The organism is Sphaerotilus sp. FB-3, assembly GCF_023706025.1.
GTDB classification, from domain to species: Bacteria; Pseudomonadota; Gammaproteobacteria; order Burkholderiales; family Burkholderiaceae_C; genus Sphaerotilus; species Sphaerotilus sulfidivorans.
The window spans coordinates 95,536-120,502 of the sequence record NZ_BQWE01000004.1 but is presented as its reverse complement, the minus strand read 5'-3'; the positions used below and the strand labels follow the sequence as shown (position 1 = coordinate 120,502).

General features: G+C 68.8%; 23 protein-coding genes. 10 read left to right on the top strand and 13 right to left on the bottom strand.

The window, feature by feature from the left end; all coding sequences use genetic code 11:
* Positions 1 to 59 precede the first annotated feature (59 nt).
* The 6 genes from NFT33_RS01165 to erpA all read left to right on the top strand — a co-directional run bounded on the left by NFT33_RS01165 (position 60) and on the right by erpA (position 4,050).
* Positions 60 to 1,217 (top strand): BMP family ABC transporter substrate-binding protein, encoded by a 1,158-nt coding sequence (locus NFT33_RS01165; RefSeq protein ID WP_251672629.1) that lies wholly within the window; start codon positions 60 to 62, stop codon positions 1,215 to 1,217.
* Positions 1,218 to 1,421: 204 nt separating this feature from the next.
* A complete protein-coding gene (gene rplM / locus NFT33_RS01160) occupies positions 1,422 to 1,850 on the top strand; it encodes a 50S ribosomal protein L13 (protein WP_037484406.1) in 429 nt (142 codons plus the stop codon).
* Between the two features lie 10 nt (positions 1,851 to 1,860).
* Positions 1,861 to 2,253 (top strand): 30S ribosomal protein S9, encoded by a 393-nt coding sequence (rpsI, locus tag NFT33_RS01155; protein ID WP_149504444.1) that lies wholly within the window; start codon positions 1,861 to 1,863, stop codon positions 2,251 to 2,253.
* A 181-nt stretch (positions 2,254 to 2,434) separates the two neighbouring features.
* Entirely contained in the window at positions 2,435 to 3,148 is a 714-nt protein-coding gene (locus NFT33_RS01150; RefSeq protein WP_251672628.1) for a DUF6776 family protein, read from the top strand.
* A gap of 67 nt (positions 3,149 to 3,215) precedes the next feature.
* Positions 3,216 to 3,644 carry a bactofilin family protein gene (locus tag NFT33_RS01145; protein ID WP_149504442.1) on the top strand — a complete coding sequence of 143 codons (429 nt, stop codon included), beginning with the start codon at positions 3,216 to 3,218 and terminating at the stop codon, positions 3,642 to 3,644.
* 31 nt (positions 3,645 to 3,675) lie between these two features.
* Positions 3,676 to 4,050 carry an iron-sulfur cluster insertion protein ErpA gene (gene erpA / locus NFT33_RS01140; protein ID WP_037484415.1) on the top strand — a complete coding sequence of 125 codons (375 nt, stop codon included), beginning with the start codon at positions 3,676 to 3,678 and terminating at the stop codon, positions 4,048 to 4,050.
* A 55-nt stretch (positions 4,051 to 4,105) separates the two neighbouring features.
* Here the strand turns inward: erpA and NFT33_RS01135 are convergent, their stop codons facing one another.
* The gene (locus tag NFT33_RS01135; RefSeq protein ID WP_251672627.1) at positions 4,106 to 5,227 is read right to left on the bottom strand and encodes an anhydro-N-acetylmuramic acid kinase; all 1,122 of its coding nucleotides are present in this window, start codon (positions 5,225 to 5,227) and stop codon (positions 4,106 to 4,108) included.
* On the bottom strand, positions 5,224 to 6,642 hold the full coding sequence (locus NFT33_RS01130) for a M23 family metallopeptidase (protein WP_251672625.1): 1,419 nt from the start codon (positions 6,640 to 6,642) through the stop codon (positions 5,224 to 5,226). The genes NFT33_RS01135 and NFT33_RS01130 overlap by 4 nt, the downstream gene beginning before the upstream one ends.
* A gap of 243 nt (positions 6,643 to 6,885) precedes the next feature.
* Here NFT33_RS01130 and tyrS point away from each other — a divergent pair, with 243 nt between their 5' ends.
* Positions 6,886 to 8,109 carry a tyrosine--tRNA ligase gene (tyrS, locus tag NFT33_RS01125; RefSeq protein WP_149504439.1) on the top strand — a complete coding sequence of 408 codons (1,224 nt, stop codon included), beginning with the start codon at positions 6,886 to 6,888 and terminating at the stop codon, positions 8,107 to 8,109.
* A 119-nt stretch (positions 8,110 to 8,228) separates the two neighbouring features.
* Here the strand turns inward: tyrS and NFT33_RS01120 are convergent, their stop codons facing one another.
* The 8 genes from NFT33_RS01120 to NFT33_RS01085 form a co-directional block, all read right to left on the bottom strand.
* Positions 8,229 to 9,200, bottom strand: a complete 972-nt coding sequence (locus NFT33_RS01120; protein ID WP_251672624.1) for a tripartite tricarboxylate transporter substrate-binding protein — start codon at positions 9,198 to 9,200, stop codon at positions 8,229 to 8,231.
* A 171-nt stretch (positions 9,201 to 9,371) separates the two neighbouring features.
* Positions 9,372 to 10,640 (bottom strand): phenylacetate--CoA ligase family protein, encoded by a 1,269-nt coding sequence (locus NFT33_RS01115; RefSeq protein WP_251672623.1) that lies wholly within the window; start codon positions 10,638 to 10,640, stop codon positions 9,372 to 9,374.
* A 58-nt stretch (positions 10,641 to 10,698) separates the two neighbouring features.
* On the bottom strand, positions 10,699 to 11,511 hold the full coding sequence (locus NFT33_RS01110) for an ABC transporter ATP-binding protein (protein WP_220785824.1): 813 nt from the start codon (positions 11,509 to 11,511) through the stop codon (positions 10,699 to 10,701).
* 39 nt (positions 11,512 to 11,550) lie between these two features.
* Positions 11,551 to 12,879: an ABC transporter substrate-binding protein gene (locus NFT33_RS01105; protein WP_251672622.1), complete on the bottom strand. Its 1,329-nt coding sequence runs from the start codon at positions 12,877 to 12,879 to the stop codon at positions 11,551 to 11,553.
* A 65-nt stretch (positions 12,880 to 12,944) separates the two neighbouring features.
* Complete coding sequence (locus tag NFT33_RS01100; protein WP_251672621.1) at positions 12,945 to 14,009, bottom strand: branched-chain amino acid ABC transporter permease; 1,065 nt, start codon at positions 14,007 to 14,009, stop codon at positions 12,945 to 12,947.
* A 24-nt stretch (positions 14,010 to 14,033) separates the two neighbouring features.
* A complete protein-coding gene (locus NFT33_RS01095; RefSeq protein WP_251672620.1) occupies positions 14,034 to 14,963 on the bottom strand; it encodes a branched-chain amino acid ABC transporter permease in 930 nt (309 codons plus the stop codon).
* Between the two features lie 20 nt (positions 14,964 to 14,983).
* Positions 14,984 to 15,787, bottom strand: a complete 804-nt coding sequence (locus tag NFT33_RS01090; RefSeq protein WP_220785820.1) for an ABC transporter ATP-binding protein — start codon at positions 15,785 to 15,787, stop codon at positions 14,984 to 14,986.
* On the bottom strand, positions 15,784 to 17,730 hold the full coding sequence (locus tag NFT33_RS01085; protein ID WP_251672619.1) for an AMP-dependent synthetase/ligase: 1,947 nt from the start codon (positions 17,728 to 17,730) through the stop codon (positions 15,784 to 15,786). The genes NFT33_RS01090 and NFT33_RS01085 overlap by 4 nt, the downstream gene beginning before the upstream one ends.
* 171 nt (positions 17,731 to 17,901) lie before the next feature.
* Between NFT33_RS01085 and NFT33_RS01080 the strand changes: the two genes are divergently transcribed.
* Positions 17,902 to 18,645: a Crp/Fnr family transcriptional regulator gene (locus NFT33_RS01080; RefSeq protein ID WP_251672618.1), complete on the top strand. Its 744-nt coding sequence runs from the start codon at positions 17,902 to 17,904 to the stop codon at positions 18,643 to 18,645.
* Complete coding sequence (locus tag NFT33_RS01075; RefSeq protein ID WP_251672617.1) at positions 18,642 to 19,250, top strand: histidine phosphatase family protein; 609 nt, start codon at positions 18,642 to 18,644, stop codon at positions 19,248 to 19,250. The genes NFT33_RS01080 and NFT33_RS01075 overlap by 4 nt, the downstream gene beginning before the upstream one ends.
* Positions 19,251 to 19,252: 2 nt before the next feature.
* Here NFT33_RS01075 and NFT33_RS01070 read toward each other — a convergent pair whose 3' ends face one another.
* Entirely contained in the window at positions 19,253 to 20,194 is a 942-nt protein-coding gene (locus tag NFT33_RS01070) for an AAA family ATPase (RefSeq protein WP_251672616.1), read from the bottom strand.
* Positions 20,195 to 20,510: 316 nt separating this feature from the next.
* Here NFT33_RS01070 and NFT33_RS01065 point away from each other — a divergent pair, with 316 nt between their 5' ends.
* Positions 20,511 to 22,304, top strand: coding sequence for a diguanylate cyclase (locus NFT33_RS01065; protein WP_251672615.1), 1,794 nt, complete (start codon positions 20,511 to 20,513; stop codon positions 22,302 to 22,304).
* Here NFT33_RS01065 and gspF read toward each other — a convergent pair.
* Positions 22,297 to 23,523, bottom strand: a complete 1,227-nt coding sequence (gene gspF, locus NFT33_RS01060) for a type II secretion system inner membrane protein GspF (protein ID WP_251672614.1) — start codon at positions 23,521 to 23,523, stop codon at positions 22,297 to 22,299. The genes NFT33_RS01065 and gspF overlap by 8 nt on opposite strands.
* Positions 23,523 to 24,938, bottom strand: coding sequence for a type II secretion system ATPase GspE (gspE, locus tag NFT33_RS01055; protein ID WP_149504427.1), 1,416 nt, complete (start codon positions 24,936 to 24,938; stop codon positions 23,523 to 23,525). Before gspE ends, gspF begins: the two co-directional genes overlap by 1 nt.
* Positions 24,939 to 24,967 lie beyond the last annotated feature (29 nt).

Here is a 24,967-nt window from a genome sequence, read left to right as displayed (position 1 = left end):
GCGCTGATTTCTTGCTGTTTCATCCCCTCAGCATCGCTCGGATCTGACACGACGGGTGTTTGGTTTTGTTAGCCGCTCTAAAAACCTCCGGCTGGGCCGCGCTGGCCGCCGCCGCCGCGCTGGCCGGCTGCGGCAAGAAGGAAGAGGCCGCTCCGGCGGCTCCGGCCGCCGAGCCGGCTTCGGCTGCCGCCTCCGAGCCGGCCAAGCCCGAGCCGCTCAAGGTCGCCTTCGCCTATGTCGGCCCGGTCGGCGACGCCGGCTGGACCTTCGCCCACGACAACGCCCGCAAGGCGATCGAGGCCGAATTCGGCGATCGCATCGTGACCTCCTTCGTCGAGAACGTGCCCGAGTCGGCCGACGCCGAGCGGGTGATGCGCGATCTGGTCGGCCAGGGCAACAAGCTGATCTTCGGCACCACCTTCGGCTACATGGAGCCGATGCTGAAAGTCGCCGCCGACAGCAAGGACGTGAAGTTCGAGCATGCCACCGGCTACAAGACCGCCGACAACATGCGCACCTACGACAGCCGCACCTATGAGGGCGCCTACATGGCCGGCGTCATCGCGGGCAGCATGACGAAGTCGAACACGCTGGGCGTGGTCGCCTCGATCCCCATCCCCGAGGTGATCCGCAACATCAACTCCTTCACGCTGGGCGCGCAGAGCGTCAACCCGAAGGTCAAGACCAAGGTCGTCTGGGTCAACAAGTGGTTCGATCCCCCGAAGGAAGGCGAGGGCGCGCAGAGCCTGATCTCCGGCGGCGCCGACGTGCTGTTCCAGAACACCGACTCCAGCGCGGTGCTGCAGAAGGCCGAGGAGAAGGGCAAGCTGGCCTTCGGCTGGGATTCGGACATGAGCAAGTTCGGCCCGAACTCGCATCTGGCCTCGGCGGTCATCAACTGGACGCCGTACTACAGCAAGGCGGTCAAGGACGCGCTCGACGGCACCTGGCAGACCGGCGGCGTCTGGTGGGGCGTCAAGGAAGGCGCGATCGACCTGGTGTCGATCTCCGACAAGGTGCCCGCCGAAGTCAAGGACAAGGTCGCCAAGATCAAGGCCGGCCTGACCGATGGCAGCTTCGTGATCTGGAAGGGCCCGATCGTCGGCCAGGACGGCAAGGAAGTGCTGGCCAAGGATGCGGTCGCCGATGACAAGTTCCTGTCGGGCGTCAACTTCTACATCAAGGGCGTGGAAGGCAAGGTGCCGGCCGGCAACTGATCGATCGGACATCGACGACGCCTGCGAGTCACGGCACAGCCTTGGAGCTGTGCCGTGTGCTACACTCGCAGGCTTTTCCGTCATTGGCTGCACGGGAAAGACGGATCAAGAGATCCGGCCGGAGACCTGAGAGGCTGCGTTCACAAGCAGCGCCGAGGGCCCGGATCAAGCAGCCAGCAGACCCCTGAAGCAAAGAGATTTGCCATGAAGACTTTCAGCGCCAAGCCGGCCGAGGTCGTGCATGAGTGGTTTGTGATTGACGCAACGGACAAGGTTCTCGGACGGGTGGCCAGCGAAGTCGCCCTCCGCCTGCGCGGCAAGCACAAGGCCATTTACACGCCTCACGTGGACACCGGTGACTACATCGTCATCGTCAATGCGGACAAGATCCGTGTCACGGGCAACAAGGCCGAACAGAAGGTGTACTACCGCCATACCGGTCATCCGGGCGGCATCTACGGCACCAAGTTCAAGGACATGCAGGCCAAGCACCCGGGTCGCGCCATCGAGAAGGCCGTCAAGGGCATGCTGCCGAAGGGCCCGCTGGGCTACGCGATGATCAAGAAGCTGAAGGTCTACGCGGGTACCGAGCACCCGCACACCGCTCAGCAGCCCAAGTCGCTGGACATCTGAGGAGCCGACAATGATTGGTGATTGGAACTACGGCACGGGCCGTCGCAAGTCGTCGGTCGCACGTGTCTTCATCAAGAAGGGCACGGGCCAGATCACGGTCAATGGCAAGCCGGTCGAGCAGTACTTCGGCCGTCAGACCTCGATCATGATCGTCAAGCAGCCGCTGGCGCTGACCAACAATGTCGAAGCCTTCGACATCAAGGTCAACGTGCACGGTGGTGGCGAGTCCGGTCAGGCCGGCGCTGTGCGCCACGGCGTGACCCGCGCCCTGATCGACTACGACGCGAGCCTGAAGCCCGAGCTGAGCAACGCCGGCTTCGTGACCCGCGACGCTCGTGAAGTCGAGCGTAAGAAGGTCGGTCTGCACGGCGCGCGTCGCCGCAAGCAGTTCAGCAAGCGCTGATCCTCCTGCACTGCCTGCCGCCAAGTTCTGCTTTCGGGCAGATCCGGCAGGCCCTGCAGCATCGAAGGCCACCCTCGGGTGGCCTTCTGCTTTTTGCGCCGCTGTGGTGCTGACCACAGTGGAACTCTGTCGTATCGTTCGGGCCTGTGCAACAGGATGTTGCTGCTGATCAGGATCTCGAATGCGATGGAAACTGCTGCGCCGCCGGCTGTCGGTGAGCGCACCCCGGGTCACGGTGCGCAGCCGGCTGCCGTGGCCGATCCGCTGGCTGGTGCTGGCGCTGATGATGGGCGGCTCGGCTGCGGTGGCGGTCTGGACCTACGAATACGGCCGCGAGATCGCCGGGCTGGGGCGTGATGCCGGCACCGAGCTGCGCCTGCTGCGCGAGGAGCTCGAGCGGCTGCGTGAGGAGCACCAGCGCGCGGTGTCGGTCGCCAATGCCGCTGACAGCCTGCTGACCGCCTCCCGCACCGCCCAGGAGGCTTTGGCGGCCCGGGTCAAGGTGCTGGAGGTCGAGAACCTCGCATTGACCCGCGACATCGGCTTTCTCGAGAAGATGATGCCGGCGCCGACCGACAACCGGCCGCTGTCGGTGCGCGGCCTGCAGCTGCAGGTCGACGGGCCGCAGCGGCTGCGCTACCAGGCGCTGCTGATGCAGGCGCTCGGGCAGCCCGCCGGGCTCAAGGGGCGCTACGATCTGGTACTTGTCGGGTCCTCTGACGGAAAGCCCTGGTCGCAGACCGTGTCCCGACCGAACCAGACCATCGACATCAGGCAGTACCTGCGTCTCGACGGTGTGGTGGAGTATCCATCGGGCGTCTCGGTCCGGCAGGTGGAGTTCCGGGTGCTCGACGCGGACGGTCGCCTGCTGGTCGCCGAGACCGCCCGGCTCTGAGGGCGCACCTGCCGGTCTGCGCCCGCTTTTCTGCACCTTTCAACCTCATCTCGACAGGATTGATTCCATGTTCAGTTCCAAGAAGCAGCCCGCGATCCGCAGCCTGATCGGCGAAGGCACCGTCATCCAGGGCACGCTGAGCTTCAGCGGCGGCCTGCGCATCGACGGCGAGGTCCAGGGCGATGTGGTGGCGGATGCCGGCAGCACCAGCATCCTGGTGATCAGCGAGAAAGCCAGGGTCACCGGCACGGTCAAGGCCGGTCATGTCATCATCAATGGCGCTGTTGTCGGGCCGATCGAGTCCAGCGTGCTGCTCGAGCTGCAGCCCAAGGCGCACATCCAGGGTGATGTCGTCTACGAGGCGCTCGAGATGCACCAGGGTGCTACCATCGAAGGTGCCTTGCACCCGCTGTCGAAGGGCGCCCGCGCCGATGCCGTGACGACCGACGACAAGCCTGCTCTCAAGCTGCTGGCCACCGGCAGCGACAAGAACTGATCACCGACCTTCACTTCCACCGGAGCCCTTGATGAGCGCCGTCGCCGAAACCCTCGACACCTCTTTCACCGACCTGCCCGCCCCGATCGTCTTCACCGACAGCGCCGCCGCCAAGGTGGCCGATCTGGTGGCCGAGGAAGGCAATCCCGACCTGAAGCTGCGCGTGTTCGTGCAGGGCGGCGGCTGCTCCGGCTTCCAGTACGGCTTCACCTTCGACGAGATCGTCAACGATGACGACACCCAGATGTCGAAGAACGGCGTGACCCTGCTGATCGACGCCATGAGCCTGCAGTACCTGACGGGCGCCGAGATCGACTACAAGGAAGACCTGAGCGGCTCGCAGTTCGTCATCAAGAACCCGAACGCGACCACCACCTGCGGTTGCGGCTCGAGCTTCTCGGTCTGAGCGCACGCCGGCCCTGATCTGATGCACAGGCCGCCTTCGGGCGGCCTGTGTCGTTTCAGGCTGGATAGAGCGCGCCGAGAATGCGCGGGCCGCGTGCGCCGGTCACCGCCGGCTCGCCGGCCGGGCGGCGGTGCACCTGCATGCTCGCCAGCCAGGCGAAGGCGGCGGCCTCGACCTGCATGACCGGCAGGCCGCGCGTGTCGGTCGGCCGCACCGGCAGGCCAGGCAGCAGGGCCTGCAGGCGCGCCATCAGGTGACGGTTGAGCGCACCGCCGCCGCACACCAGCAGCTCGGTGGCCTGTGCGGCCTCGCGGCGCACATCGTCGGCGATGGCGCGGGCGGTCAGCTCGCACAGCGTGGCCTGCACGTCGATTGGCGCCATCGGTCCGCCGGCCGCCAGCCGGGGCTGCAGCCAGTCGGGCCGGAACAGGTCGCGGCCGGTGCTTTTCGGGGCAGGCTGGCGGAAATAGGGTTCGTCGAGCAGCCGCGCCAGCAGCGCGGTGTCGACATGGCCGCGTGCAGCCCAGGCGCCGTCCGCGTCATAGGTGCAGCCCTGGTGGTGCTCGATCCAGTGGTCCATCAGCGCGTTGCCGGGGCCGCAGTCGAAGCCGCGCGGCGGCTGGCCGGGGTGCAGCACCGTCAGGTTCGAGATGCCGCCGATGTTGATGATCGCGCGAGCCTGGCCGTCGCCCCCGAAGATGCCCTGATGGAACATCGGCACCAGCGGGGCGCCCTGGCCGCCGGCGGCGACATCGCGGCTGCGCAGGTCGCAGACCACGTCGATGGCGGTCAGTTCGGCCAGCAGCGCGCCGTTGAGCAGCTGCACCGTGTAGCCGCAGCCGTCGTGCAGGCCGGGCTGATGGCGCACCGTCTGGCCGTGCGCACCGATCGCGCGGATCGCCGTGGCCGGCGTGGCACTTTCCTGGAGCACCCGCGCGACCACCTCGGCATAGGCCCGGGCCACCGCATTGGCAGCCAGCGCGCCGCGGTGCAGCTCGTCGGGGCCGCTGGCCTGCAGCGCCATCAGCTGTTCACGCCATGCCGGCGCAAACGGCTGATGCATATGCGCGATCAGCGTCTGCCAGGAGCCGTCGGCGCCGATGCGGCACAGCACGCCGTCGACCCCGTCGAGCGAGGTGCCCGACATCAGGCCGACGAAGAGCTCGCCGTCGCTCATTCCATGCGCTGGCGGCGCGGCACCGAAGCGCTGGCCGAGCGGGTGGCCTGATCGCGCTCGGCGCTGGCGAGCTGCTCCTGCAGCTGGCGCGACATGCTGTCGAAGCGGGCACGCGCCGCGGCGGACAGCTCGGTGGCCTGGGCGGCACGGGCGATCTGCATCGGGTCGACGTGTGCGCCCTTGACCTTGAACTCGAAGTGCAGGTGCGGGCCGGTGGCCCAGCCGGTGGCGCCGACTGCGCCGATCAGGTCGCTCTGGCTGACCGACTGGCCCTTGCGCACGTCGATGCGGCTCAGGTGGGCGTAGACGGTGGCGCGGTCGCCGCTGTGCTTGACGATGACCACGTTGCCGTAGCCGTTCTGTACGCCGGCGAAGTCGACCACGCCGTCGCCGACCACCCGCACCGGCGTGCCGGTCGGGGCGCCATAGTCGACGCCCAGGTGGGCGCGCCAAGTCTGCATGATCGGGTGGAAGCGCATCGCGAAGCCGGAGGTGACCCGCGAGAAGGCCAGCGGCGAGGCCAGGAAAGCCTTGGCCTTGCTCTTGCCGTCCGGACTGAAATAGGCGCCCTTGGTGCCCGGCTCCTGGAACCAGACCGCCGCATGGGTGTCGTTGCCGTTGATGAAGCGCGCGGCCAGCACCCGACCGGAGGAGGTGCCCCAGGTGACCGGCTCGCCATCGGCGGTCATCGTCTCGTAGACCACCGAGAAGCGGTCGCCCTTGCGCAGCTCGCGGCGGAAGTCGATGTCGCTGCCGAACATCTCGGCGATCTGGCCGGTGACCGCATCGGGCAGACGCGCCTCGTCGGCAGCGGCGAACAGCGTCGAGCTGATCGTCGCGGCGCCGGTGCGGGTCTCGACCTGCATCGGCAGCTGCTCGCTGGTCGCCTTCAGGCCGCTGTCGTCGCGGCGCACGGTGATGCGGGTGAAGTGGGTGCTGTTCTGCGCGCTGTCGGCGGCCGGGCCGCGCACGACCAGCTCCTGGAGCTGACCGCCGCCGGGCGTCGATTCGGTCACCGCCTGCAGCATCTTGCCGGGCCTGCCCGAAAGGATGGTGCGTGCCGCCGGGTCGGTCCGCAAGAATTGCGCAGCCTCCGGATCGGACACGCCCAGGCGCCGCAGCAGGGTGTCGGCGGTGTCGGTCGAGCGGGTCAGGTCGGTGCGATGCAGCAGCATCTCGTACTCGGCCAGCGCCTCGGCCTGCTCGTCGAGGCCGCTCGGCGTGACCGTCTCGACGACGGTCTGCACGTTCTTCGGCGTCGAGTCGATCATGCTCAGCGGTGCCACGCCGAAGGCGGTCACGCCGCTGAAGGTCAGTGCGGCCGTGACGATCGCGCTGAAGGTCTTCGGATGTCGACGGATCGTGAGATCGGCATGCGCCAGCTGCAGGCGCACCTTTTCACCCAGTTTGTTCACGAGCGATGTTCTTGGTTCGTGGAAGGTGCGCGGGCGCATTCTTCCCGGATTGACGTCCGGCCCCCGGTTCTCCCTCCGTGCTCGCCACCCGCCGGTGGCTCGTGCCGGCTGGGACTGACGCTCTAGAATCCGGGACCCGCTCTCGTTGGTGTCTGTTGTTCTTGGTTCTGTCTTGATCTGCGAAACCGGACCAGTATACCCACGCACTTCGAAGTTACGAACCAATAACCCCCCGTTTCACTCATGCGCCAAGATTTAACCGAAATCGAAGATTCAGTGCGGAAAGCGCTGGAAGTCACGTTGCGTGGTTGCGATGAGCTGCTGCCGCAGCCGGAGTGGATCGGGAAACTGCAGCGCTCGCAGCGCACCGGCCAGCCGCTGCGCATCAAGCTGGGCCTGGATCCGACGGCGCCCGACATCCATCTCGGGCACACCGTGGTGCTCAACAAGATGCGCCAGCTGCAGGATCTGGGGCATCAGGTGATCTTCCTGATCGGCGACTTCACCTCGATGATCGGCGATCCGTCGGGCCGCAACACCACGCGTCCGCCTCTGACGGCCGAGCAGATCAAGGTCAACGCGGAGACCTACTACCGCCAGGCCAGCCTGGTGCTGGACCCGGCGCGCACCGAGATCCGCTACAACGCCGAGTGGTGCGACCCGCTGGGCGCGCGCGGCATGATCGAGCTGGCCAGCCGCTACACCGTGGCGCGCATGATGGAGCGCGACGACTTCACCAAGCGCTTCAAGGCCGGCACGCCGATCTCGGTGCACGAGTTCCTGTACCCCCTGATGCAGGGGTATGACTCGGTCGCGCTGAAGTCGGATCTGGAACTGGGCGGCACGGACCAGAAGTTCAATCTGCTGATGGGGCGCCACCTGCAGCAGGAATACGGCCAGGAGCCGCAGTGCATCCTGACGATGCCGCTGCTGGTGGGCCTGGACGGCGTCGAGAAGATGTCGAAGTCCAAGGGCAACTACATCGGCATCAGCGAGCCGGCCAACGCGATGTTCGCCAAGCTGCTGTCGATCAGCGACGACCTGATGTGGACCTACTTCACGCTGCTGAGCTTCCGCAGCGAGGCGGAGATCGCGGCGCTGAAGGCCGAGGTCGAGGCCGGGCGCAACCCGAAGGATGCCAAGGTGATGCTGGCCAAGGAGATCACCACCCGCTTCCACGGCGCGGCGGCGGCCGATGCGGCCGAGCAGGACTTCCAGAACCGCTCGAAGGGCGGCATTCCGGACGAGATCCCGGAGGTCACGCTGTCGGGCGCGCCGCTGGGCATCGGCGCGCTGCTGAAGCAGGCCAACCTGGTGGCTTCGTCCAGCGAAGGCCTGCGCATGGTCGAGCAGGGCGGCGTGCGCATCGACGGCGCGGTCGTCAGCGACAAGGGCCTGAAGGTCGAGGCCGGCACCCTGGTCGTGCAGGTGGGCAAGCGCAAGTTCGCGCGCGTCACGCTGGGCTGAGCCGCCTGGCGCTTGGCGCCTGCACCGACATGAAGAAGGGCCGCATCCGCGGCCCTTTCTCATTCTTCCCGGGCTTCAGGCAGACCGGTGCGCAGCAGCCAGTGCCTGAGCCGGTGCCTTCAGTCGGCGTACTGGCCGGCGGCCTTGATGACCGGGCCCCACTTGGCGATCTCGGCCTCGACGAACTTCTTGTGCTCGGCCGGGTTGACGCGGCCGTCGTCGACGATGTCGGCGCCCAGCGCTTCCTGGTTCTTGATGAACTGGGCATCCTTCAGCGCGGTCTTCAGCGCGGCGTTGACCTTGTCGAGCACCGGCTTCGGGGTGTTCTTCGGCGCGTACAGGCCGTGCCAGATGGTGACGTTGAAGCCCTTCAGGCCGACTTCGTTCAGGGTCGGCAGGTTCTTCACCGCGTCGCCGGTCAGGCGCTTGGTGGTGGTGACCGCATAGGCCTTGACCTTGCCACCGCTGATCTGGCTGGTGGTGTTGGTGGTCTGGTCGCACATCAGGTCGACCTGGCCGCCGATCAGGTCGGTCATCGCCGGGCCGGTGCCCTTGTACGGCACGGTGGTCATGTCGATCTTGGTGCTCTGCTGGAACAGCAGGCCGCACAGGTGCGAGGCCGATCCCAGGCCGGCGTTGGCCAGATTGATCTTGCCCTTGTTGGCGTCGAGCCACTTGGCGAGGTCGGCGTAGTTGGCCGCCGGCATCGTCGGGCGCGCGATCAGCGTCATCGGCACTTCGTTGACCAGGCCCAGGTACTCGAAGTCGTTGAGCGCGTCGTACTGCAGCTTGCGGTACAGCGCCGGCGCGGTGGCCATCGCGACGTGGGCCAGCAGCAGGGTGTAGCCGTCGGCACTCGCCTTGGCGACCTTGGTGTGACCCAGCGTGCCGCCGGCGCCGGCGACGTTCTCGATGATGACCTGGCCGCCCAGCGGCTTGCGGATCGCTTCGGCCAGATCGCGGGCCACCTTGTCGAGCGGGCCACCCGCGGCGAACGGCACGACGATGGTGATCGGCTTTTCGGGATAGTTCTGGGCCGAGGCGCCAAGGGCCATCGTGGCGAGGGTCACGGCCGTGAGCAGACGCTTCATGGGGTCTCCGGGATCTGTGGGCTGGGTGTGTCCGCAAGGACGGGTGGATCGATCGGCGTGCCAGCCGGAGCCGGCGCGCGAGCGCATGGTAGCGGCCCGTGCCGGTGCCGGTATCTCGGAAACTACTTAAGGCTGTCAGTTCCTGTCAGCTTCTGCCTGGTTGTTCAGTGTTCAGCGGTAGCTGCGCCGGTCCTCGATGACCCGGCCGTCGTTGGGCAGGCTGTCCGGCGTGGCCAGCACGATCGCCGCGCGCAGCTTGGTCACCTCGCGCACCGTGTCGGCCAGCCGGGCGGCCAGGCCCTCGGGCGCCTGCGCGCATTCGACCTGCAGCGTCATGCGGTCGTCGCTCATCTCGCCCTCGACCACCAGCCGCGCGCGGCCGAGGCCGTCCACCCGGTGCCGGCGCAGCACCTCGGCCACCTGCGAGGGGTGCACGAACATGCCGCGCACCTTGGTGGTCTGGTCGGCGCGGCCGAGCCAGCCGCGGATGCGCGGCGCGGTGCGGCCGCTCGGGCAGGGGCCGGGCAGGATGGCCGACAGGTCGCCGGTGCCGAAGCGGATCAGCGGGTAGTCCGGGTTCAGTGTCGTCACCACCACCTCGCCGACCTCGCCGTCGGGCACCGGGTCGCCGGTGCCGGGACGCACGATCTCGACGATCACGCCCTCGTCGAGCACCAGGCCCTCGCGTGCGGCGGTCTCGTAGGCGATCAGGCCGAGGTCGGCGGTGGCGTAGCACTGGTGGCCTTGCACGCCGCGCTCGGCCAGCCAGTCGCGCAGGCTGGGCGGAAAGGCTTCGCCGCTGACCAGCGCCTTGGTGAGCGAGCCGATGTCGGCGCCGGTCTCGGCCGCCTTCTCGATCAGGATCTTCAGGAAGCCCGGCGTGCCGATGTAGCCGTGCGGGCGCAGCCCGGTCATGGCCTGCAGCTGCAGCTCGGTGTTGCCGACGCCGCCGGCGAAGACCGCGCAGCCCAGCGCATGCGCGCCGGTCTCCATCATCGAGCCCGCCGGCGTCAGGTGGTAGCTGAAGCTGTTGTGGATCAGGTCGCCGGCACGGAAGCCGGCAGCGAAGATCGCGCGCGCCATGCGCCAGTAGTCGCGCCCGGCACCTTCGGGCTCGTAGATCGGACCGGGCGACTGGAAGACCCGCATCGCGCCGCGCCCCGGGCCCTGGCCGCGCCAGCCGATCGCGGCGAAGCCGCCGAAGGCGTCCTGCGCCCGCTGTGCCTTCTGCCGCTCGAGCAGCTCGCCCTTGCGGATCACCGGCAGGCGCGCCAGCGCGGCGCGGTCGGTCACCGCGGCGGCATCGATGCCGGCCAGCAGCTCGGCGAAGGCCGGGGTGCCCGCCTGCGCGTGCGCCACCTGGGCCGGCAGCGCCGCGAACTGCGCCGCCTCGCGTCCGGCCGGGTCGCGGATTTCCAGTGCGTCGTAGAACTCGCTCACGGCGCAGCCTTTCTTGCTCGGGGTGAAGAGAGGAGGGGAGAGGGGAGAGGCGCAGGCCTCAGGCCAGCCAGCGCTTGCGGCGCTTGTAGCTCTTGACGTCCTTGAAGCTCTTGCGGTCGCCGCCGCCCATGCCGAGGTAGAACTCCTTGACATCCTCGTTCTCGCGCAGGGCCTTGGCTTCGCCGTCCATCACGATGCGGCCGTTCTCGAGGATGTAGCCGTAGTCCGAGTAGCGCAGCGCGATGTTGGTGTTCTGCTCGGCCAGCAGGAAGGTCACGCGCTCCTTGGTGTTCAGATCCTTCACGATCTCGAACACCTCTTCGACGATCTGCGGCGCCAGGCCCATCGAAGGCTCGTCGAGCAGCACCATCTTCGGGTTGGCCATCAGCGCGCGGCCGATCGCGCACATCTGCTGCTCGCCGCCGGAGGTGTAGGCGGCCTGGCTGGTGCGGCGGGTCTTGAGCCGGGGAAAGTAGTTGTAGACCTTCTCCAGCGTCTCGGCCACCGCCGCCTTGCCGTCCCGGCGGGTGTAGGCGCCGGTCATCAGGTTCTCCTCGATGGTCAGGTGCGCGAAGCAGTGCCGGCCTTCCATGACCTGCACCACGCCGCGGTTGACCATGTCGGAGGTCGAGAGCTTCTCGATGCGCTCGCCGCGCAGCTCGATCGAGCCCTTGGTGACCTCGCCGCGCTCGCCGGCGAGCAGGTTGCTGACCGCGCGCAGCGTCGTCGTCTTGCCCGCGCCGTTGCCGCCGAGCAGCGCGACGACCCGACCTTCGGGCACCTGCAGCGACACGCCCTTGAGCACCAGGATCACATGGTTGTAGATCACCTCGATGCCGTTGACGTTCAGGAGGATGTTCGGAGTGCTCATGGGGCGTGTCCGCTGGGGTGGGGAATCAGGCGAGGGCGATCAGGACTGGCAGTCCTCGGGCTTGCGGCGCTCGAGCTTCTTCTCGGCGGCGTACTTGTCGGCTGCGGCGCGCACCATCGGCTTGAGGATCATCTCGTCGGCCTGCAGCCAGTCGGAGGTGAAGCCCCATTTCTTGCCGTCCCAGGTGTGCACCCGGACCCAGCCGGCACCGACATGGTCCTGACAGCTGGTCGAGACCGGCCGCATGACGCCGGCGAAGCCCAGGCCGTCGAGCTTCTTCTGGTCGAGCGCGAGGTTCTCCAGGCCCCAGCGGACCTGCTCGCCGCTCATGACCTTGCCCTTGCCGAAGCGCTCCTGGGCGCGCTTGACGCCCTCGACGCCCAGCATCGCCGAGATCATGCCGCGCATGTAGAGCACCGAGCCGACCTCCTCCTTCGGGCCGGTGCCCTGGCCCTTGGCATGCAGCTTGGCCAGGATGTCCTGCGCCACCTTGGCATCGGGCTGCGCGCCGTGCTGCATGGCCGCGGCGTTGTAGCCCTTGGCAGCCTCGCCGACGTCCTTGACATCGGGCTCGGCGCCGGCCCACCACACGCCGTACATCTTCTCGCGCGGATAGCCGGTGGCCACCGCCTCCTTCAGCGCGGTGGAGTTCATCACGCCCCAGCCCCACAGGAAGACATAGTCCGGGCGGCTCTGGCGGATCTGCAGCCAGGTCGACTTCTGCTCGACGCCCGGTGCGGTCACCGGCAGCATCTGCAGCTCGAAGCCGTGCATCTTGGCGCGTTCCTGCAGCACCGGGATCGGCTCCTTGCCGAAGGGCGAGTCGTGGTAGACGAGCGCGATCTTCTTGCCCTTGAGCTTGTCGAGGCCGCCTTCCTTCTTGCCGACATGCTGCACCAGCGCGTCGGCGTTGATCCAGTAGGTGCCCAGCAGCGGGAAGTTCCACTTGAACACGCCGCCGTCGGCCGACTCCGAGCGGCCGTAGCCGGCGGTGATCAGCGGGATCTTGTCGACCGGTGCCTTCTCGGTCAGCGCGAAGGTGATGCCGGTGGACAGCGGCTGGAACACGGTCGCGCCCTTGCTCTTCAGGCGTTCGTAGCACTCGACGCCGCGGTCGGTGGCGTAGCCGGTCTCGCATTCCTCGAAGGAGATCTTCACGCCGTTGAGGCCGCCGTTGGCATTGACCAGCTTCAGGTAGTCCACATAGCCGTTGGCGAAGGGCACGCCATTGGGGGCGTACGGGCCGGTGCGGTAGACCAGCACCGGGAAGAACTGCTCCTTGGCCTGCGCGAACGCGGCCGGTGCGGTGGTCGCGCCGGCGACGGCGGCGACGATCGAGGCGGCAAGGGCGAGCGACTTCAGCTTCATGGGAACCTCCGGGTCAGCGGGAGTGAGGAAACATGCGGTGGGGCGGGGGACGGGACGGACGCGATTCAGTGCGGGAAGGGCCACAGGCGCAGCTTCTCCTTGGCGATCGACCACAGCCGGGCCAGGCCGTGCGGCTCGACGATCAGGAAGAAGACGATCAGCGCACCGAAGATCATGTATTCCAGGTGCGAGGCGGTCGCGGTGGAGATCGGCACGCCCAGCCAGGCCGGGATCTGGTTGAGCAGGATCGGCAGGATCACGATGAAGGCCGCGCCGAAGAAGCTGCCCATGATCGAGCCCAGGCCGCCGATGATGATCATGAACAGCAGCTGGAAGGAGCGGTCGATCGAGAACGCCGCCGGCTCCCACGAACCCAGGTGCACGAAGCCCCACAGGCCGCCGGCCACGCCGACGATGAAGCTCGACACCGCGAAGGCGCTCAGCTTGGCCCAGACCGGGCGGATGCCGATGACCGAGGCCGCCACGTCCATGTCGCGCATCGCCATCCACTCGCGCCCGGCGTTGCCGCGCACCAGGTTCTTGGCCATCAGCCCGAACACGCACAGGAAGGCCAGGCAGAACAGGTACTTCGCCGTCGGCGTATCGATCGGCAGACCCAGCACCTGCAGGCCCGAGACGCTCACCGAGCCGGAGGCCGAGTCGTTGGTGAACCACTTGATGCGCAGGAAGCTCCAGTCGATGAAGAACTGCGCCGCCAGCGTCGCCACCGCCAGGTAGAGGCCCTTGATGCGCAGCGACGGAATGCCGAACAGCACGCCCACCACCGTCGCGCAGACCCCGCCCAGCAGGAGCGCCGGGACCACCGGCATGCCCTCGATGCGCACGAAGAAGTTGTAGGCCGCGTAGGCGCCGACCGCCATGAAGCCGCCGGTCCCCAGCGAGATCTGGCCGCAGTAGCCCACCAGGATGTTGAGCCCCAGCGCCGCCAGCGACAGGATCAGGAAGGGGATCAGGATGGCGCGGAAGATGTACTCCGACGCCACCATCGGCACCACCACCGCCGCGAAGGCGACGAGCAGCAGGATGCCCAGCCGGTCCTGCGCGATCGGGAAGATCTGCTGGTCCGAGGCGTAGCTGGTCTTGAACTGGCCGTTCTCACGGTAAAGCATGGGGGTGTCTCCTCGGACTCTGACTCAGACGCGGTCGATGATCTTTTCGCCGAACAGGCCCTGCGGACGCACCAGCAGGAAGACCAGCGCCAGCGCATAGGCGAACCAGATCTCGATGCCGCCGCCCACCATCGAGCCGATGTAGACCTCCGAGAGCTTCTCGCCCACGCCGATGATCAGCCCGCCGATGATCGCGCCCGGCACCGAGGTCAGGCCGCCCAGGATCACCACCGGCAGCGCCTTCAGCGCCACCAGCGACAGCGAGAACTGCACGCCCAGCTTGCTGCCCCAGATGATCCCGGCCACCAGCGCCACGAAGCCCGCCACCGACCAGACGATCACCCAGATGCGGTTGAGCGGAATGCCGATGGACTGCGCGGCCTGGTGGTCGTCGGCCACCGCACGCAGCGCGCGGCCGGTGGCGGTGTACTGGAAGAAGGCCGCCAGGACCGCCACCATCGAGGCGGCGATCAGCGCCGCATACAGATCCTCCTGGCCGACCAGGATGCCGCCCTGGAAGACGTTCTCCAGCAGGAAGATCGGGTCCTTGGGCAGGCCGACGTCGATCTTGTAGATGTCCGAGCCGAAGATCGTCTGGCCGGCGCCGTCGAGAAAGTAGGTCACGCCCAGCGTGGCCATCAAGAGCGTGATGCCCTCCTGGTTGACCAGCTTGCCCAGCACCCAGCGCTCGATCACCCAGGCCACGCCGACCATCACCGCCATCGCGGCGACGAAGGCCAGGACGTTGCCCAGCGTCTTGCTCTCGATGCCCAGGCCGGCCGGGATCCATTCGGAGAAGCGCGCCATCGCCAGCGCGGCGAACAGCACCATCGCCCCTTGCGCGAAGTTGAAGACGCCGGAGGCCTTGAAGATCAGCACGAAGCCGAGCGCGATCAGCGAATACAGCATGCCCGTCATCAGGCCGCCGATCAGGGTCTCGAGGAAGAATCCCATGTTGCGTGTCTCCCTGCGGTTCAGTGGCTGGTGCCGAGGTACGCGCTGATGACGTCCTCGTTGCTGCGCACCTCGTCGGGCGTGCCGTCGCCGATCTTCTTGCCGTAGTCGAGCACGACGACGCGGTCGGAGATGTCCATCACCACGCCCATGTCATGCTCGATCAGCACGATCGTGGTGCCGAACTCCTCGTTGACGTCGAGGATGAAGCGGCACATGTCCTGCTTCTCCTCGACGTTCATGCCGGCCATCGGCTCGTCGAGCAGCAGCACCTGCGGCTCCATCGCCAGCGCCCGGCCCAGGTCGACCCGCTTCTGCAGGCCGTAGGGCAGCCGGCCCACAGGCGTCTTGCGGAAGGCCTGGATCTCGAGGAAGTCGATGATGTGCTCGACACGCTCGCGGTGCGCCGACTCCTCGCGCTCGGCCGGGCCCCAGCGCAGCGCCTGCAGGAAGATGTTGCTCTTCATCTTCATGTTGCGCCCGGTCATGATGTTGTCGATCACGCTCATGCCCTTGAACAGCGCCAGGTTCTGGAAGGTGCGCGCCAGCCCCATCTCGGCGACCTGCCGGCGGTTCATGTGGCTGAAGCGCTGGCCGCGGAAGGTGATCTGCCCCTCCTGCGGCGCGTAGACACCGTTGATGCAGTTCAGCATCGAGCTTTTCCCGGCGCCGTTCGGGCCGATGATCGAGCGGATCTCGTGCTCGCGCACATTGAAGCTGATGTCGGTCAGCGCCTTGACGCCGCCGAAGCGCAGGGAGATGTTGGCCACGTCCAGGATGACGTCGCCGATCTTCTTGCCGCTGCTGTCGTGGCTGTTGCTCATGCCGCCCTCCGGACCGCGGGAAAGGTCTTCGCGTCGATGATCTTCAGCGTCGCCGAGACGCTGCCGCTGCGGCCGTCCTCGAACTTGACCGCCGTCTCGATGAACTGCTCGGACCGGCCGTCGTACATCGCGTCGATCAGTACCCGGTACTTGTCGGCGATGGCGCCGCGCTTGACCTTGCGGGTGCGGGTCATCTCGCCGTCGTCGGCGTCGAGTTCCTTGTGCAGCACCAGGAAGCGGTGGATCTGGCTGCCGGCGAGCATCTCGTCCTGCGCCAGGTCGGCATTGGTCTTCTCGACGCACTCGCGCATCAGCGCGAGCACCTCGGGCTTGCCGGCCAGGTCGGTGTAGCCGGCGTAGGGCAGGTTGCGCCGCTCGGCCCAGTTGCCCGCGGCCTCCATGTCGAGGTTGATGAAGGCGCAGACCCGGTCGCGGCCGTCGCCGAAGGCCACCGCCTCCTTGATGAAGGGATAGAACTTCAGCTTGTTCTCGACGTACTTCGGGGCGAACATCGCGCCGTCGTGCACGCCGCCCCGGATGCGGCCGACATCCTTGGCGCGGTCGATGATCTTCAGGTGGCCGGTGGCGTCGATGAAGCCGGCGTCGCCGCTGTGGTACCAGCCGTCCTTGGTCAGCACCTCCTCGGTGGCCTTGGGGTTCTTGTAGTACTCCTTCAGCAGCCCCGGCGACTTGATCATGATCTCGCCGGATTCGGCCAGGCGGATCTCGACGCCGTCGCAGGGCACGCCCACCGTGTCGGCGCGTGCCTCGTGGTCGGGCTGCAGGCAGACGAAGACGGCGGTCTCGGTCGAGCCGTAGAGCTGCTTCAGGTTGATGCCGATCGAGCGGTAGAAGGTGAACAGGTCCGGGCCGATCGCCTCGCCGGCGGTGTAGGCCACCCGCACCCGGCTCAGGCCCAGGGTGTTGCGCAGCGGGCCGTAGATGCACAGATCGCCCAGGCGGTACTTCAGCCTGTCCATGAAGCCGACCGGCTTGCCGTCCATCAGGTCCGGGCCGACCCGGCGCGCATGGTCCATGAAGGTCTTGAAGAGATTCTTCTTCAGCGCCCCGGCATCCTCCATGCGGATCGTCACGCTGGTCAGCAGGCCCTCGAAGACCCGCGGCGGCGCGAAGTAGTAGGTCGGGCCGATCTCCTTCAGGTCGATCGTGACGGTGGCGGCCGATTCCGGGCAGTTGACGACATAGCCGCAGGCCAGCCACTGCGCGTAGCTGAAGATGTTCTGGCCGATCCAGGCCGGCGGCAGGTAGGCCAGCACCTCCTCGGCGGCGGTGAGGCGGTCGAACTTCGCGCCGGCCTGCGCGCGGTCGATCAGCGAGCTGTGGGTGTGCACCACGCCCTTCGGATTGCCGGTGGTGCCGGAGGTGAAGAACATCGCCGCGACATCGCCGGGCTGCACCGCCTCGACCGCCCGATCGAAGAAGCCCGCATGGCGGGCCGCCCAGGCCTCGCCCTCGGCCATCAGCGTGTCGATCGAGGCCAGGCCGGGCTCGTCGTACTTGCGCAGGCCGCGCGGATCGTCGTACCAGATGCGCGCCAGCTGCGGGCACTGCTCGCGGGCCTCGAGCAGCTTGTCGACCTGCTCCTGGTCCTCGACCACCGCGAAGCCGACCTCGGCATTGTTCAGCGGGAAGACATATTCGGCGCCGGTCGCATCCTGGTAGAGCGGCACCGGAATGGCGCCCAGGCACTGCGCGGCCAGCATGGCCATCGTCAGTCGCGGCCGGTTGTCGCCGACCACCACCAGATGCTGGCCGCGCTGCAGGCCGGCCGCGGCCAGGCCGGCGGCCATGCGGGCGACCTCGTCAGCCAGCCGGCGCCAGCTGCGGGTCTGCCAGATGCCGTATTCCTTCTCCCGGATGGCGTCTGCATCGGGGCGCTGCCGGGCATGTTCCAGCAGCAGGCGCGGAAAGGTCGAGCTCACCTTGGCGTCTCCTCGTCCTCGTTGTCGGGTGGGATGCGGATCGGTGCCGGGCGGCGGATCCGTCTTGTTGTCCGTGAGGCATGGTAAGTCCGGGTTTGACGCCAGGATGTCAGCCTGACGACAATCCTAGGGACTCTCCCAAGCGGAGTTTCCCGATCTGGAGGCATCCCGATGAGCCTGATGACGCTGCGCGAGCGCTCTCGCCTTCCCTCTGCGGCGGAGCTGGACGGCATTCTCTGGCTGGGCACGCTGTCGGCCTCGCACCGACGGCTGGCGGCCGGCGCGATGCGGGTGGTGCAGGCCGAGCCCGGCGAGGTGCTGTGCCGCACCGGTCGGCCGGCGGTCTACTGGTTCGGGGTGGTCGACGGACTGCTGAAGATGAGCAGCGATGCGGGCGACGGCGGCGCGCCGCTGACCTTCACCGGCGTGCCGCCCGGGGCCTGGTTCGGCGAGGGAACGCTGCTCAAGCGCGAGGCCTACCGCTACAACATCGAGGCGCTGCGCCGATCGGTGGTGGCCGGCATCCCGGTCGAGGTCTTCCATGAGCTGATCGCGCACAGTCTGCCGTTCAACCGCTTCGTCGTGAACCAGCTCAACGAGCGGCTGGGCCAGTTCATCGCGGCGCGCGAGATCGACCGCATCCATGATCCCGACTCGCGGGTGGCGCGCAATCTGGCGGCGCTGTTCCATCCTGTGCTGTACCCCGCGGTCGGCGAGATGCTGCGCATCACCCAGCAGGAGCTGGGCTATCTGGTCGGCCTGTCGCGCCAGCGGGTCAACGAGGCGCTGCGCACGCTGCAGGCGCAGCAGCTCATCCGCATCGAGTACGGCGGCGTGCGGGTGCTGGATCTGCCCGGTCTGCGCACCTACGCGCCGGACAGCCGCAGGGCCGGCCTGGAGAGGATGGCGACATGACGGCCGCCGCACCCGGCGCAAGGGCGCGAATCGTCCTGGCCCGGCGCGCCGGCGTGGCCGCGCTGCTGGCGGGTGTGCTGTCGCAGGCGCTGGCCGCCGGGCCGGCCGAGAGCGCCGACATCTGGCTGGCGATGGACGACGGCGCGGCGGTGCTGATGCGTCATGCCGAGGCGCCGGGCGGCGGCGATCCGCCGGGTTTCCGGCTCGACGACTGCACGACGCAGCGCAATCTCGACGAGGTCGGGCGCGATCAGGCGCGGCGCATCGGCCAGGCTTTCCGCGAGCGCGGCATCCGGGTCGGCCGGGTGCTCAGTTCGCGCTGGTGCCGGGCGCGCGACACCGCACGCCTGGCCTTCGGCGAGCCGGTGCAGGAGGCCGAAGTCTTCGATTCCTTCTTCGGCACGCCGCAGCGGCGCGAGGCCCGGACGGCCGACGCGCGGCAGCTGCTGCGGCAGTGGCGAGGGCCGGGCGTGCTGGTGGTGATCACGCACCAGGTCAACATCACCGCGCTGACCGGCGTCTTTCCGGCCCCCGGGGAGGCGGTGGTGCTGAACGTGCGCGACGCCGACCTGCCGCTGCTGGGGCGGATCCGGCCGGCGCCCTGAACTCAGTGCACGAAGCCGATCGGCGAGCGCCGCCCTGCGCCGGCCTCGGGCAGGTCGGCGACCAGGATGGTGGTGCGCCGCGCCAGCTTGGCGTTGCCGAAGGCGGTCATCCAGGCGCGGCGCATCTCGCGCGGCGCCATCTCGGCGAAGCGCTCGAGCACCGCCTCGGAGGGCGTCTCGTCGAAGCGCCGGCCCCAGTCGTGCGAGGCGCGGATCGAGGCGTGCAGCCTGAGCGCGATCTGGCGGGCTGCGGCCGCGTCCGGCCGCTCGATCTCGTGCACGTTGACCCGGTTCAGGATCGGCTCGGGAATCGCGCGCTCGTCGTTGGCGGTGGCGACCCAGATCACCTGGCTGGCGTCGATGGCCACCTCGGCGAACTCGTCGGTGAAGCTGTGCGCGGTGTCGTGCTCGAGCAGGCTGTAGAGCGAGCCCAGCGGATCGTAGGCCTGCTCGCCACCGGCCTTGTCGATCTCGTCGATGACAATGACCGGGTTGGCATACTGGCCGTCGACCAGCGTCTCGAAGACCTTGCCGGGCCGTGCGCCCTTCCACTGGCTCGAGGCCCCCGAGAGCACCCAGCCGGCGGTGAGCGAGCTCATCGGCACCATCCCCATTCCGGTGCCCAGCAGCCCGGCCAGCGCCCTGGCGAAGTGCGTCTTGCCCACGCCGGGCGGGCCCAGCAGCAGCATCGGCGTGATCTCGAGCACATCGCCGCTGTCCTCGCACAGCGCGATCTGGCGGCGCACGTCGTCGAGCACCGCATGGAAGTTGGGCAGCTCCTCGTAGAGGTGCGCCATCGCCGGCAGGCCGGCGGGCTTGACCTGGAAGCGCTCGGGGCCTTTTTCCAGCATGCGCTCGTAGGTGGCACGCAGGTTCTCGTGCTCCTTGCCGGCGAGCTTGCCGAGGCGCCGCTCGACCTCGTCGAGCCGGTAGACGGAGCGCATCCGCGCGATCGGGATCGCTCCGCGGGGAGAGTCCGCACCCGTCGTGCAGACCAGTTCCGTGCGTGGGGGCAGCATGTCAGTCTCCTGAAGATCCGGGAATCCGGGAACCTGCGCTGGAGACAAGCATGCCGCAGGCCAGGGCGGCCTGTCACTCCGGGATGCTCCCGCAAGCGGGGGTTGATCTGCTGACTGCATCGGCCGATGCGGCATCACAGTGCGAGCTGCGGTGCGATGGGGCATGGGCCGACGAGGGTGTGTGGGGCAGATGTCGAGGACAGTGGGAGCAGGGGCGATCGCAGGACGACCGGCAGGGCGCGTGACGGCAGCCCTGCGGCCGCCATGGCTGTCGCGGCTGCTGAGGACGATCCTGCTGCTCGGCCTGCTCGGCGTGCTTGGTGTGTTTGGCGTGCCCGGCCTGCCGTCGGCGCGCGCCGCCCTGGCCCCGACCTCAGCCCCGGAGCTGCTCCGGCTGGACTCGCGCGCTGGCGCTGCGCTGGAGGTGTGGTCCGGCCTGAAGGTGCTGCGCGACGATGGCCACGCGCTCGACTTCAGTGCGGTCCGCGTGCTGCGTGACCGGGCTGAACGGCCTGCGGTGCCCCTGGCCAACTTCGGTGAACATGCCGGCACGCTCTGGCTCTTCCTGGAGGTCGAGATCGGCCCGCAGGCGGCCGGCGAGTGGCTGCTGGACATTGCTTATCCCTCGCTCGACGAGGTGGACCTGCAGGTGCTGCGCGACGGCCGCGAGGTGGCGATGCTGCGCAATGGCGACCGGCTGACCGGCCGCGAGCGCCCGCTGCTGGCCCGCACCCATCTGATGCCGCTGCGGCTGGAGCCGGGCCGCCATGAGCTGATCCTGCGGGTGCGCAGCTCCGGCAGCCTGATCGTGCCGCTGCGGCTGATGACGCCCGAGATGCACCGCCTGCACGAGGAGCGCGCGCAGCTGGTGCAGGGACTGGCGACCGGGGTGATGCTGTCGCTGCTGCTGTACAGCCTGGCGCAGTGGTACAGCCTGCGCGACCGCATGTTCGCGTACTACGGCCTGAGCGTGCTGAGCCTGGGGCTGTTCCAGATCGCCTTCCAGGGCGTGGGCATGCAGCACCTGTGGAGCGAATATCCGACGCTGGCCGAGAAGATACCGCCGGTCTGCGTGCTGCTGGGCATCACCGGCACCTTCCTGTTCATCAACCGGGCGCTGGCCATCGCGGAGCTGTCGCCGCGGCTGTCATGGGCGATGAAGATCGGCGCGCTGCTGTGTGCCGGCGCGGCGCTGCTGGTGCTGCTCGGCCTGCTGAGCTATCGCGACGGGCAGCGCATCGCCAAGGTGCTGGGCCAGCTGCCGACGCTGCTGGCGCTGCCGCTGGCCTGGCGGCGCTGGCGTCAGGGCGATGCGGCGGCCGGCTACATCCTGGCGGGCTGGACGGTCTACACCGCCGGCGTGCTGGTGCTGGCGCTGCTGATCAGCGGCCGGCTGCCGGCGACGCCGCTGGTGCTGCACGGCTTCCAGATCGCGTCGCTGGCGGAGATGGTGATGTGGCTGGTGGTCACCGGCGTGCGGGTGGCCGCGCTGCGGCGCGCGGCCGAGCGGGTGCGCCATGATGGCGAGCGCCTGCGCCTGCTGGCCGAGACCGATGCGCTGACCGGTGCGCTCAACCGGCGCGGCCTGCATCAGGCGGCCGGACCGTTGCTGGAACGCGTCCGGCCCGGCCAGGCGACCGTGCTCTTCCTGCTCGACCTCGACGGCTTCAAGCCGATCAACGACCGTTTCGGCCATCAGGCCGGCGACCGGGTGCTGGTCGAGGTGGCCCGCCGCCTGCAGGCCCAGGTGCGCCAGACCGATCTGGTGGCCCGCATCGGCGGCGACGAGTTCGTCGTGATGGCCGCCGGCCTGCCGGACGAGCCGGCAGCGCTGCGGCTCGGGCAGGCGCTGCTGGATGCGATCGCGCCCGACATCGAGGTGGAGCCGGGCCAGCCCTGCCGCGTCGGCGCGACGATCGGCCTGGCGATGGTGCCGGACGACGGGCGCGACATCGCCGTGCTGCTCGAGCGCGCCGATCAGGCGATGTATGCGGGCAAGCAGGCCGGCAAGCGCCAGGTGCGGCGCTTCACTTGACGAAGGTGTTGAGCTGGATGATCGGCAGCAGCACCGCCAGCACGATCACCATGACGATGCCGCCCATGCCGACGATCAGCAGCGGCTCCAGGATGGTCGCGGTCTGCATCGCGCGGCGCTGCACCTCGGCGCCGAGCTGGGTGGCGGCGCGCTGCAGCATCAGCGGCAGCTCGCCGGTCTGCTCGCCCAGGCGGGCGAACATCGCCAGCAGCCCTGGAAAGCGCTTCTTCGCCGCCAGCGCCGAGGCCAGCGGCGCGCCTTCGCGCACCTGCACCAGCGCCTCCATCGCGTCGGCGCGCATCGCGCGGTTGGACAGCGTCTCGGCCGCGGCCTGCAGCGCCTTCAGGATCGGCACGCCCGAGCCGGCCAGCATCGCCAGTGTGCCGGCGAAGCGCGCGGCGTTGTAGCCGCGCGCGAGCCGCCCGACCAGCGGCAGGCGCAGCATCGCCGCATCGAGCCGCTCGCGGGTGGCCTCGTTGCGGCGCGCCAGCAGCAGCGCGCCGCTCGCGCCGACCAGGGCCAGCAGCAGCGCCCAGCCCCACTGGCGCAGGAAGGCGCTGAGCGCCAGCATCGCGCTGGTCAGCAGCGGCAGCGCCTTCTTGCTGCCGGCGAAGACCTGTGCGACCTGAGGCACCACGTAGGTCACCAGGAAGATCACGATGACGACCGCCACCACCGAGACGATGGCCGGATACAGCGTCGCGCCGATCAGCTTGGCCTTGAGCGCCTGGCGCTCCTCCAGGTCGTCGGCCAGGCGCTCGAGCACCCGGCCGAGCTGGCCGCTCTGCTCGCCGGCGGCCACCACCGCGCGGTAGACCTCGTCGAACTCGCGCGGCGCGCCGGCCAGCGCACGCGCGAAGGGCGATCCGGCATTGACCTCGGCGCGCAGATGCGCGAGCAGCTCGCGCTGGCGCGGCTCCTCGGCCTCGTCGGCCAGTGCGGTCAGCGCGCGTTCCAGCGGCAGGCCGGCGGCCACCAGACCGGCGAGCTGGCGGGTCCAGACCGCCAGCGTGGTCGCGGTGAAGACCCGCCGGCGCAGCAGCGAGGCGCCCGCGCCGCTGCCGGTGGCCTCGCTCTCGGAGGTCACCGGGCTGACCTCCAGCGGCACCAGCGACCGCGCCCGCAGCTGCGCGCGCACCGCGCGGGCGCTGTCGCCCTCGAGCAGGCCGCTCTGGGTCTTGCCGCTGGCGTCGAGCGCCTCGAATCGGTAGGCGGGCATCAGTCCCTCGTCACCCGCAGCAGCTCTTCCATCGAGGTGATGCCGGCGGCCACCAGCCGCTCGCCGTCCTCGCGCATCGAGCGCAGGCCGGCGCCGCGCGCCGCGGCGATCAGCTCGGACTCGGGTGCACGCGCATGGATCAGCGCCTGCACCCGCTCGTCGACCGTCATCAGTTCGTAGACGCCGGTGCGGCCCTTGTAGCCGCTGTGGCCGCAGTGGTCGCAGCCGACCGGATGCCACAGGCCGTCCTCGCCCTGTCTGCGGCAGTGCGGGCAGAGCTTGCGCACCAGGCGCTGCGCCAGCACGCCCAGCAGCGAGGACGACAGCAGGAAGGGCTCGATGCCCATGTCGGTCAGGCGGGTCACCGCGCTGGGCGCGTCGTTGGTGTGCAGCGTCGCCAGCACCAGGTGGCCGGTCAGCGAGGCCTGCACCGCGATCTGCGCCGTCTCATGGTCGCGGATCTCGCCGATCATGATCACGTCCGGATCCTGGCGCAGGATGGCGCGCAGCGCCTTGGCGAAGGTCAGGTCGATCTTGGCATTGACCTGGGTCTGGCCGATGCCGGCCAGCTCGTACTCGACCGGGTCCTCGACCGTCAGCACATTGGTGGTCGAGGTGTCGACCTGGCCGAGCGCGGCATAGAGCGTCGTCGTCTTGCCCGAGCCGGTCGGGCCGGTGACCAGCACGATGCCGTGCGGCTGCGCGATGCGCTGCGAGAAGCGCGCCAGCGTGTCGCCCTGCATGCCGAGGCTGGCCAGCGAGAACTTGGCCTCGCCCTTGTCGAGCAGGCGCAGCACCGCGCGTTCGCCATGCACGCCGGGCAGCGTCGACACCCGCACGTCGATCGCGCGCCCGCCGATGCGCAGCGAGATGCGGCCGTCCTGCGGCAGGCGCTTCTCGGCGATGTCGAGCTCGGCCATGATCTTCAGCCGGCTGATGAGGGCCGCGTGCAGCGCCTTGTTGGGCTGAACCACCTCGCGCAGCGTGCCATCCACACGGAAGCGCACGGCCGAGGAGCGCTCGTAGGGCTCGATGTGGATGTCGCTGGCGCCGTCCTTGGCGGCCTGCGTCAGCAGCGCGTTGAGCATGCGGATGATCGGCGCGTCGTCGGCGGCTTCCAGCAGATCCTCCACGGCGGGCAGGTCCTGCATCATGCGGCTCAGGTCGACCGCGCTCTCGACCTCGCCGATGACCGCCGCGGCGCTGGACTCGCCGCCGGCATAGGCCTGGGCGATGCGCTGGGCCAGACGCTCGGAGGCCTCCAGCTCGACCGCATCGACCGCATGCAGGCGCATGACCTCGGCCAGCGCGGCGCGCGGTGCCTGGGCATCGGCCCACAGCACCAGGCGCTCGCCGTCGTCCTCGAGCAGCAGGCGCTGCGACTTGGCCCAGGCATAGGGCAGGGGATGGCGCACGGCAGGATTCCTTGGCGGGATCGGGCTTC

Excerpts from the sequence above, each read along its gene's own strand:
- rplM (WP_037484406.1), top strand. The coding sequence starts at position 1,422 with ATGAAGACTTTCAGCGCCAAGCCGGCCGAGGTCGTGCATGAGTGGTTT.
- NFT33_RS01095 (WP_251672620.1), bottom strand. The coding sequence starts at position 14,963 with ATGGGATTCTTCCTCGAGACCCTGATCGGCGGCCTGATGACGGGCATG.
- NFT33_RS01150 (WP_251672628.1), top strand. The coding sequence starts at position 2,435 with ATGCGATGGAAACTGCTGCGCCGCCGGCTGTCGGTGAGCGCACCCCGG.
- erpA (WP_037484415.1), top strand. The coding sequence starts at position 3,676 with ATGAGCGCCGTCGCCGAAACCCTCGACACCTCTTTCACCGACCTGCCC.
- rpsI (WP_149504444.1), top strand. The coding sequence starts at position 1,861 with ATGATTGGTGATTGGAACTACGGCACGGGCCGTCGCAAGTCGTCGGTC.
- NFT33_RS01110 (WP_220785824.1), bottom strand. The coding sequence starts at position 11,511 with ATGAGCACTCCGAACATCCTCCTGAACGTCAACGGCATCGAGGTGATC.
- NFT33_RS01105 (WP_251672622.1), bottom strand. The coding sequence starts at position 12,879 with ATGAAGCTGAAGTCGCTCGCCCTTGCCGCCTCGATCGTCGCCGCCGTC.
- NFT33_RS01080 (WP_251672618.1), top strand. The coding sequence starts at position 17,902 with ATGAGCCTGATGACGCTGCGCGAGCGCTCTCGCCTTCCCTCTGCGGCG.
- NFT33_RS01135 (WP_251672627.1), bottom strand. The coding sequence starts at position 5,227 with ATGAGCGACGGCGAGCTCTTCGTCGGCCTGATGTCGGGCACCTCGCTC.
- NFT33_RS01120 (WP_251672624.1), bottom strand. The coding sequence starts at position 9,200 with ATGAAGCGTCTGCTCACGGCCGTGACCCTCGCCACGATGGCCCTTGGC.
- NFT33_RS01090 (WP_220785820.1), bottom strand. The coding sequence starts at position 15,787 with ATGAGCAACAGCCACGACAGCAGCGGCAAGAAGATCGGCGACGTCATC.
- NFT33_RS01070 (WP_251672616.1), bottom strand. The coding sequence starts at position 20,194 with ATGCGCTCCGTCTACCGGCTCGACGAGGTCGAGCGGCGCCTCGGCAAG.
- tyrS (WP_149504439.1), top strand. The coding sequence starts at position 6,886 with ATGCGCCAAGATTTAACCGAAATCGAAGATTCAGTGCGGAAAGCGCTG.
- NFT33_RS01075 (WP_251672617.1), top strand. The coding sequence starts at position 18,642 with ATGACGGCCGCCGCACCCGGCGCAAGGGCGCGAATCGTCCTGGCCCGG.
- gspF (WP_251672614.1), bottom strand. The coding sequence starts at position 23,523 with ATGCCCGCCTACCGATTCGAGGCGCTCGACGCCAGCGGCAAGACCCAG.
- NFT33_RS01145 (WP_149504442.1), top strand. The coding sequence starts at position 3,216 with ATGTTCAGTTCCAAGAAGCAGCCCGCGATCCGCAGCCTGATCGGCGAA.
- NFT33_RS01100 (WP_251672621.1), bottom strand. The coding sequence starts at position 14,009 with ATGCTTTACCGTGAGAACGGCCAGTTCAAGACCAGCTACGCCTCGGAC.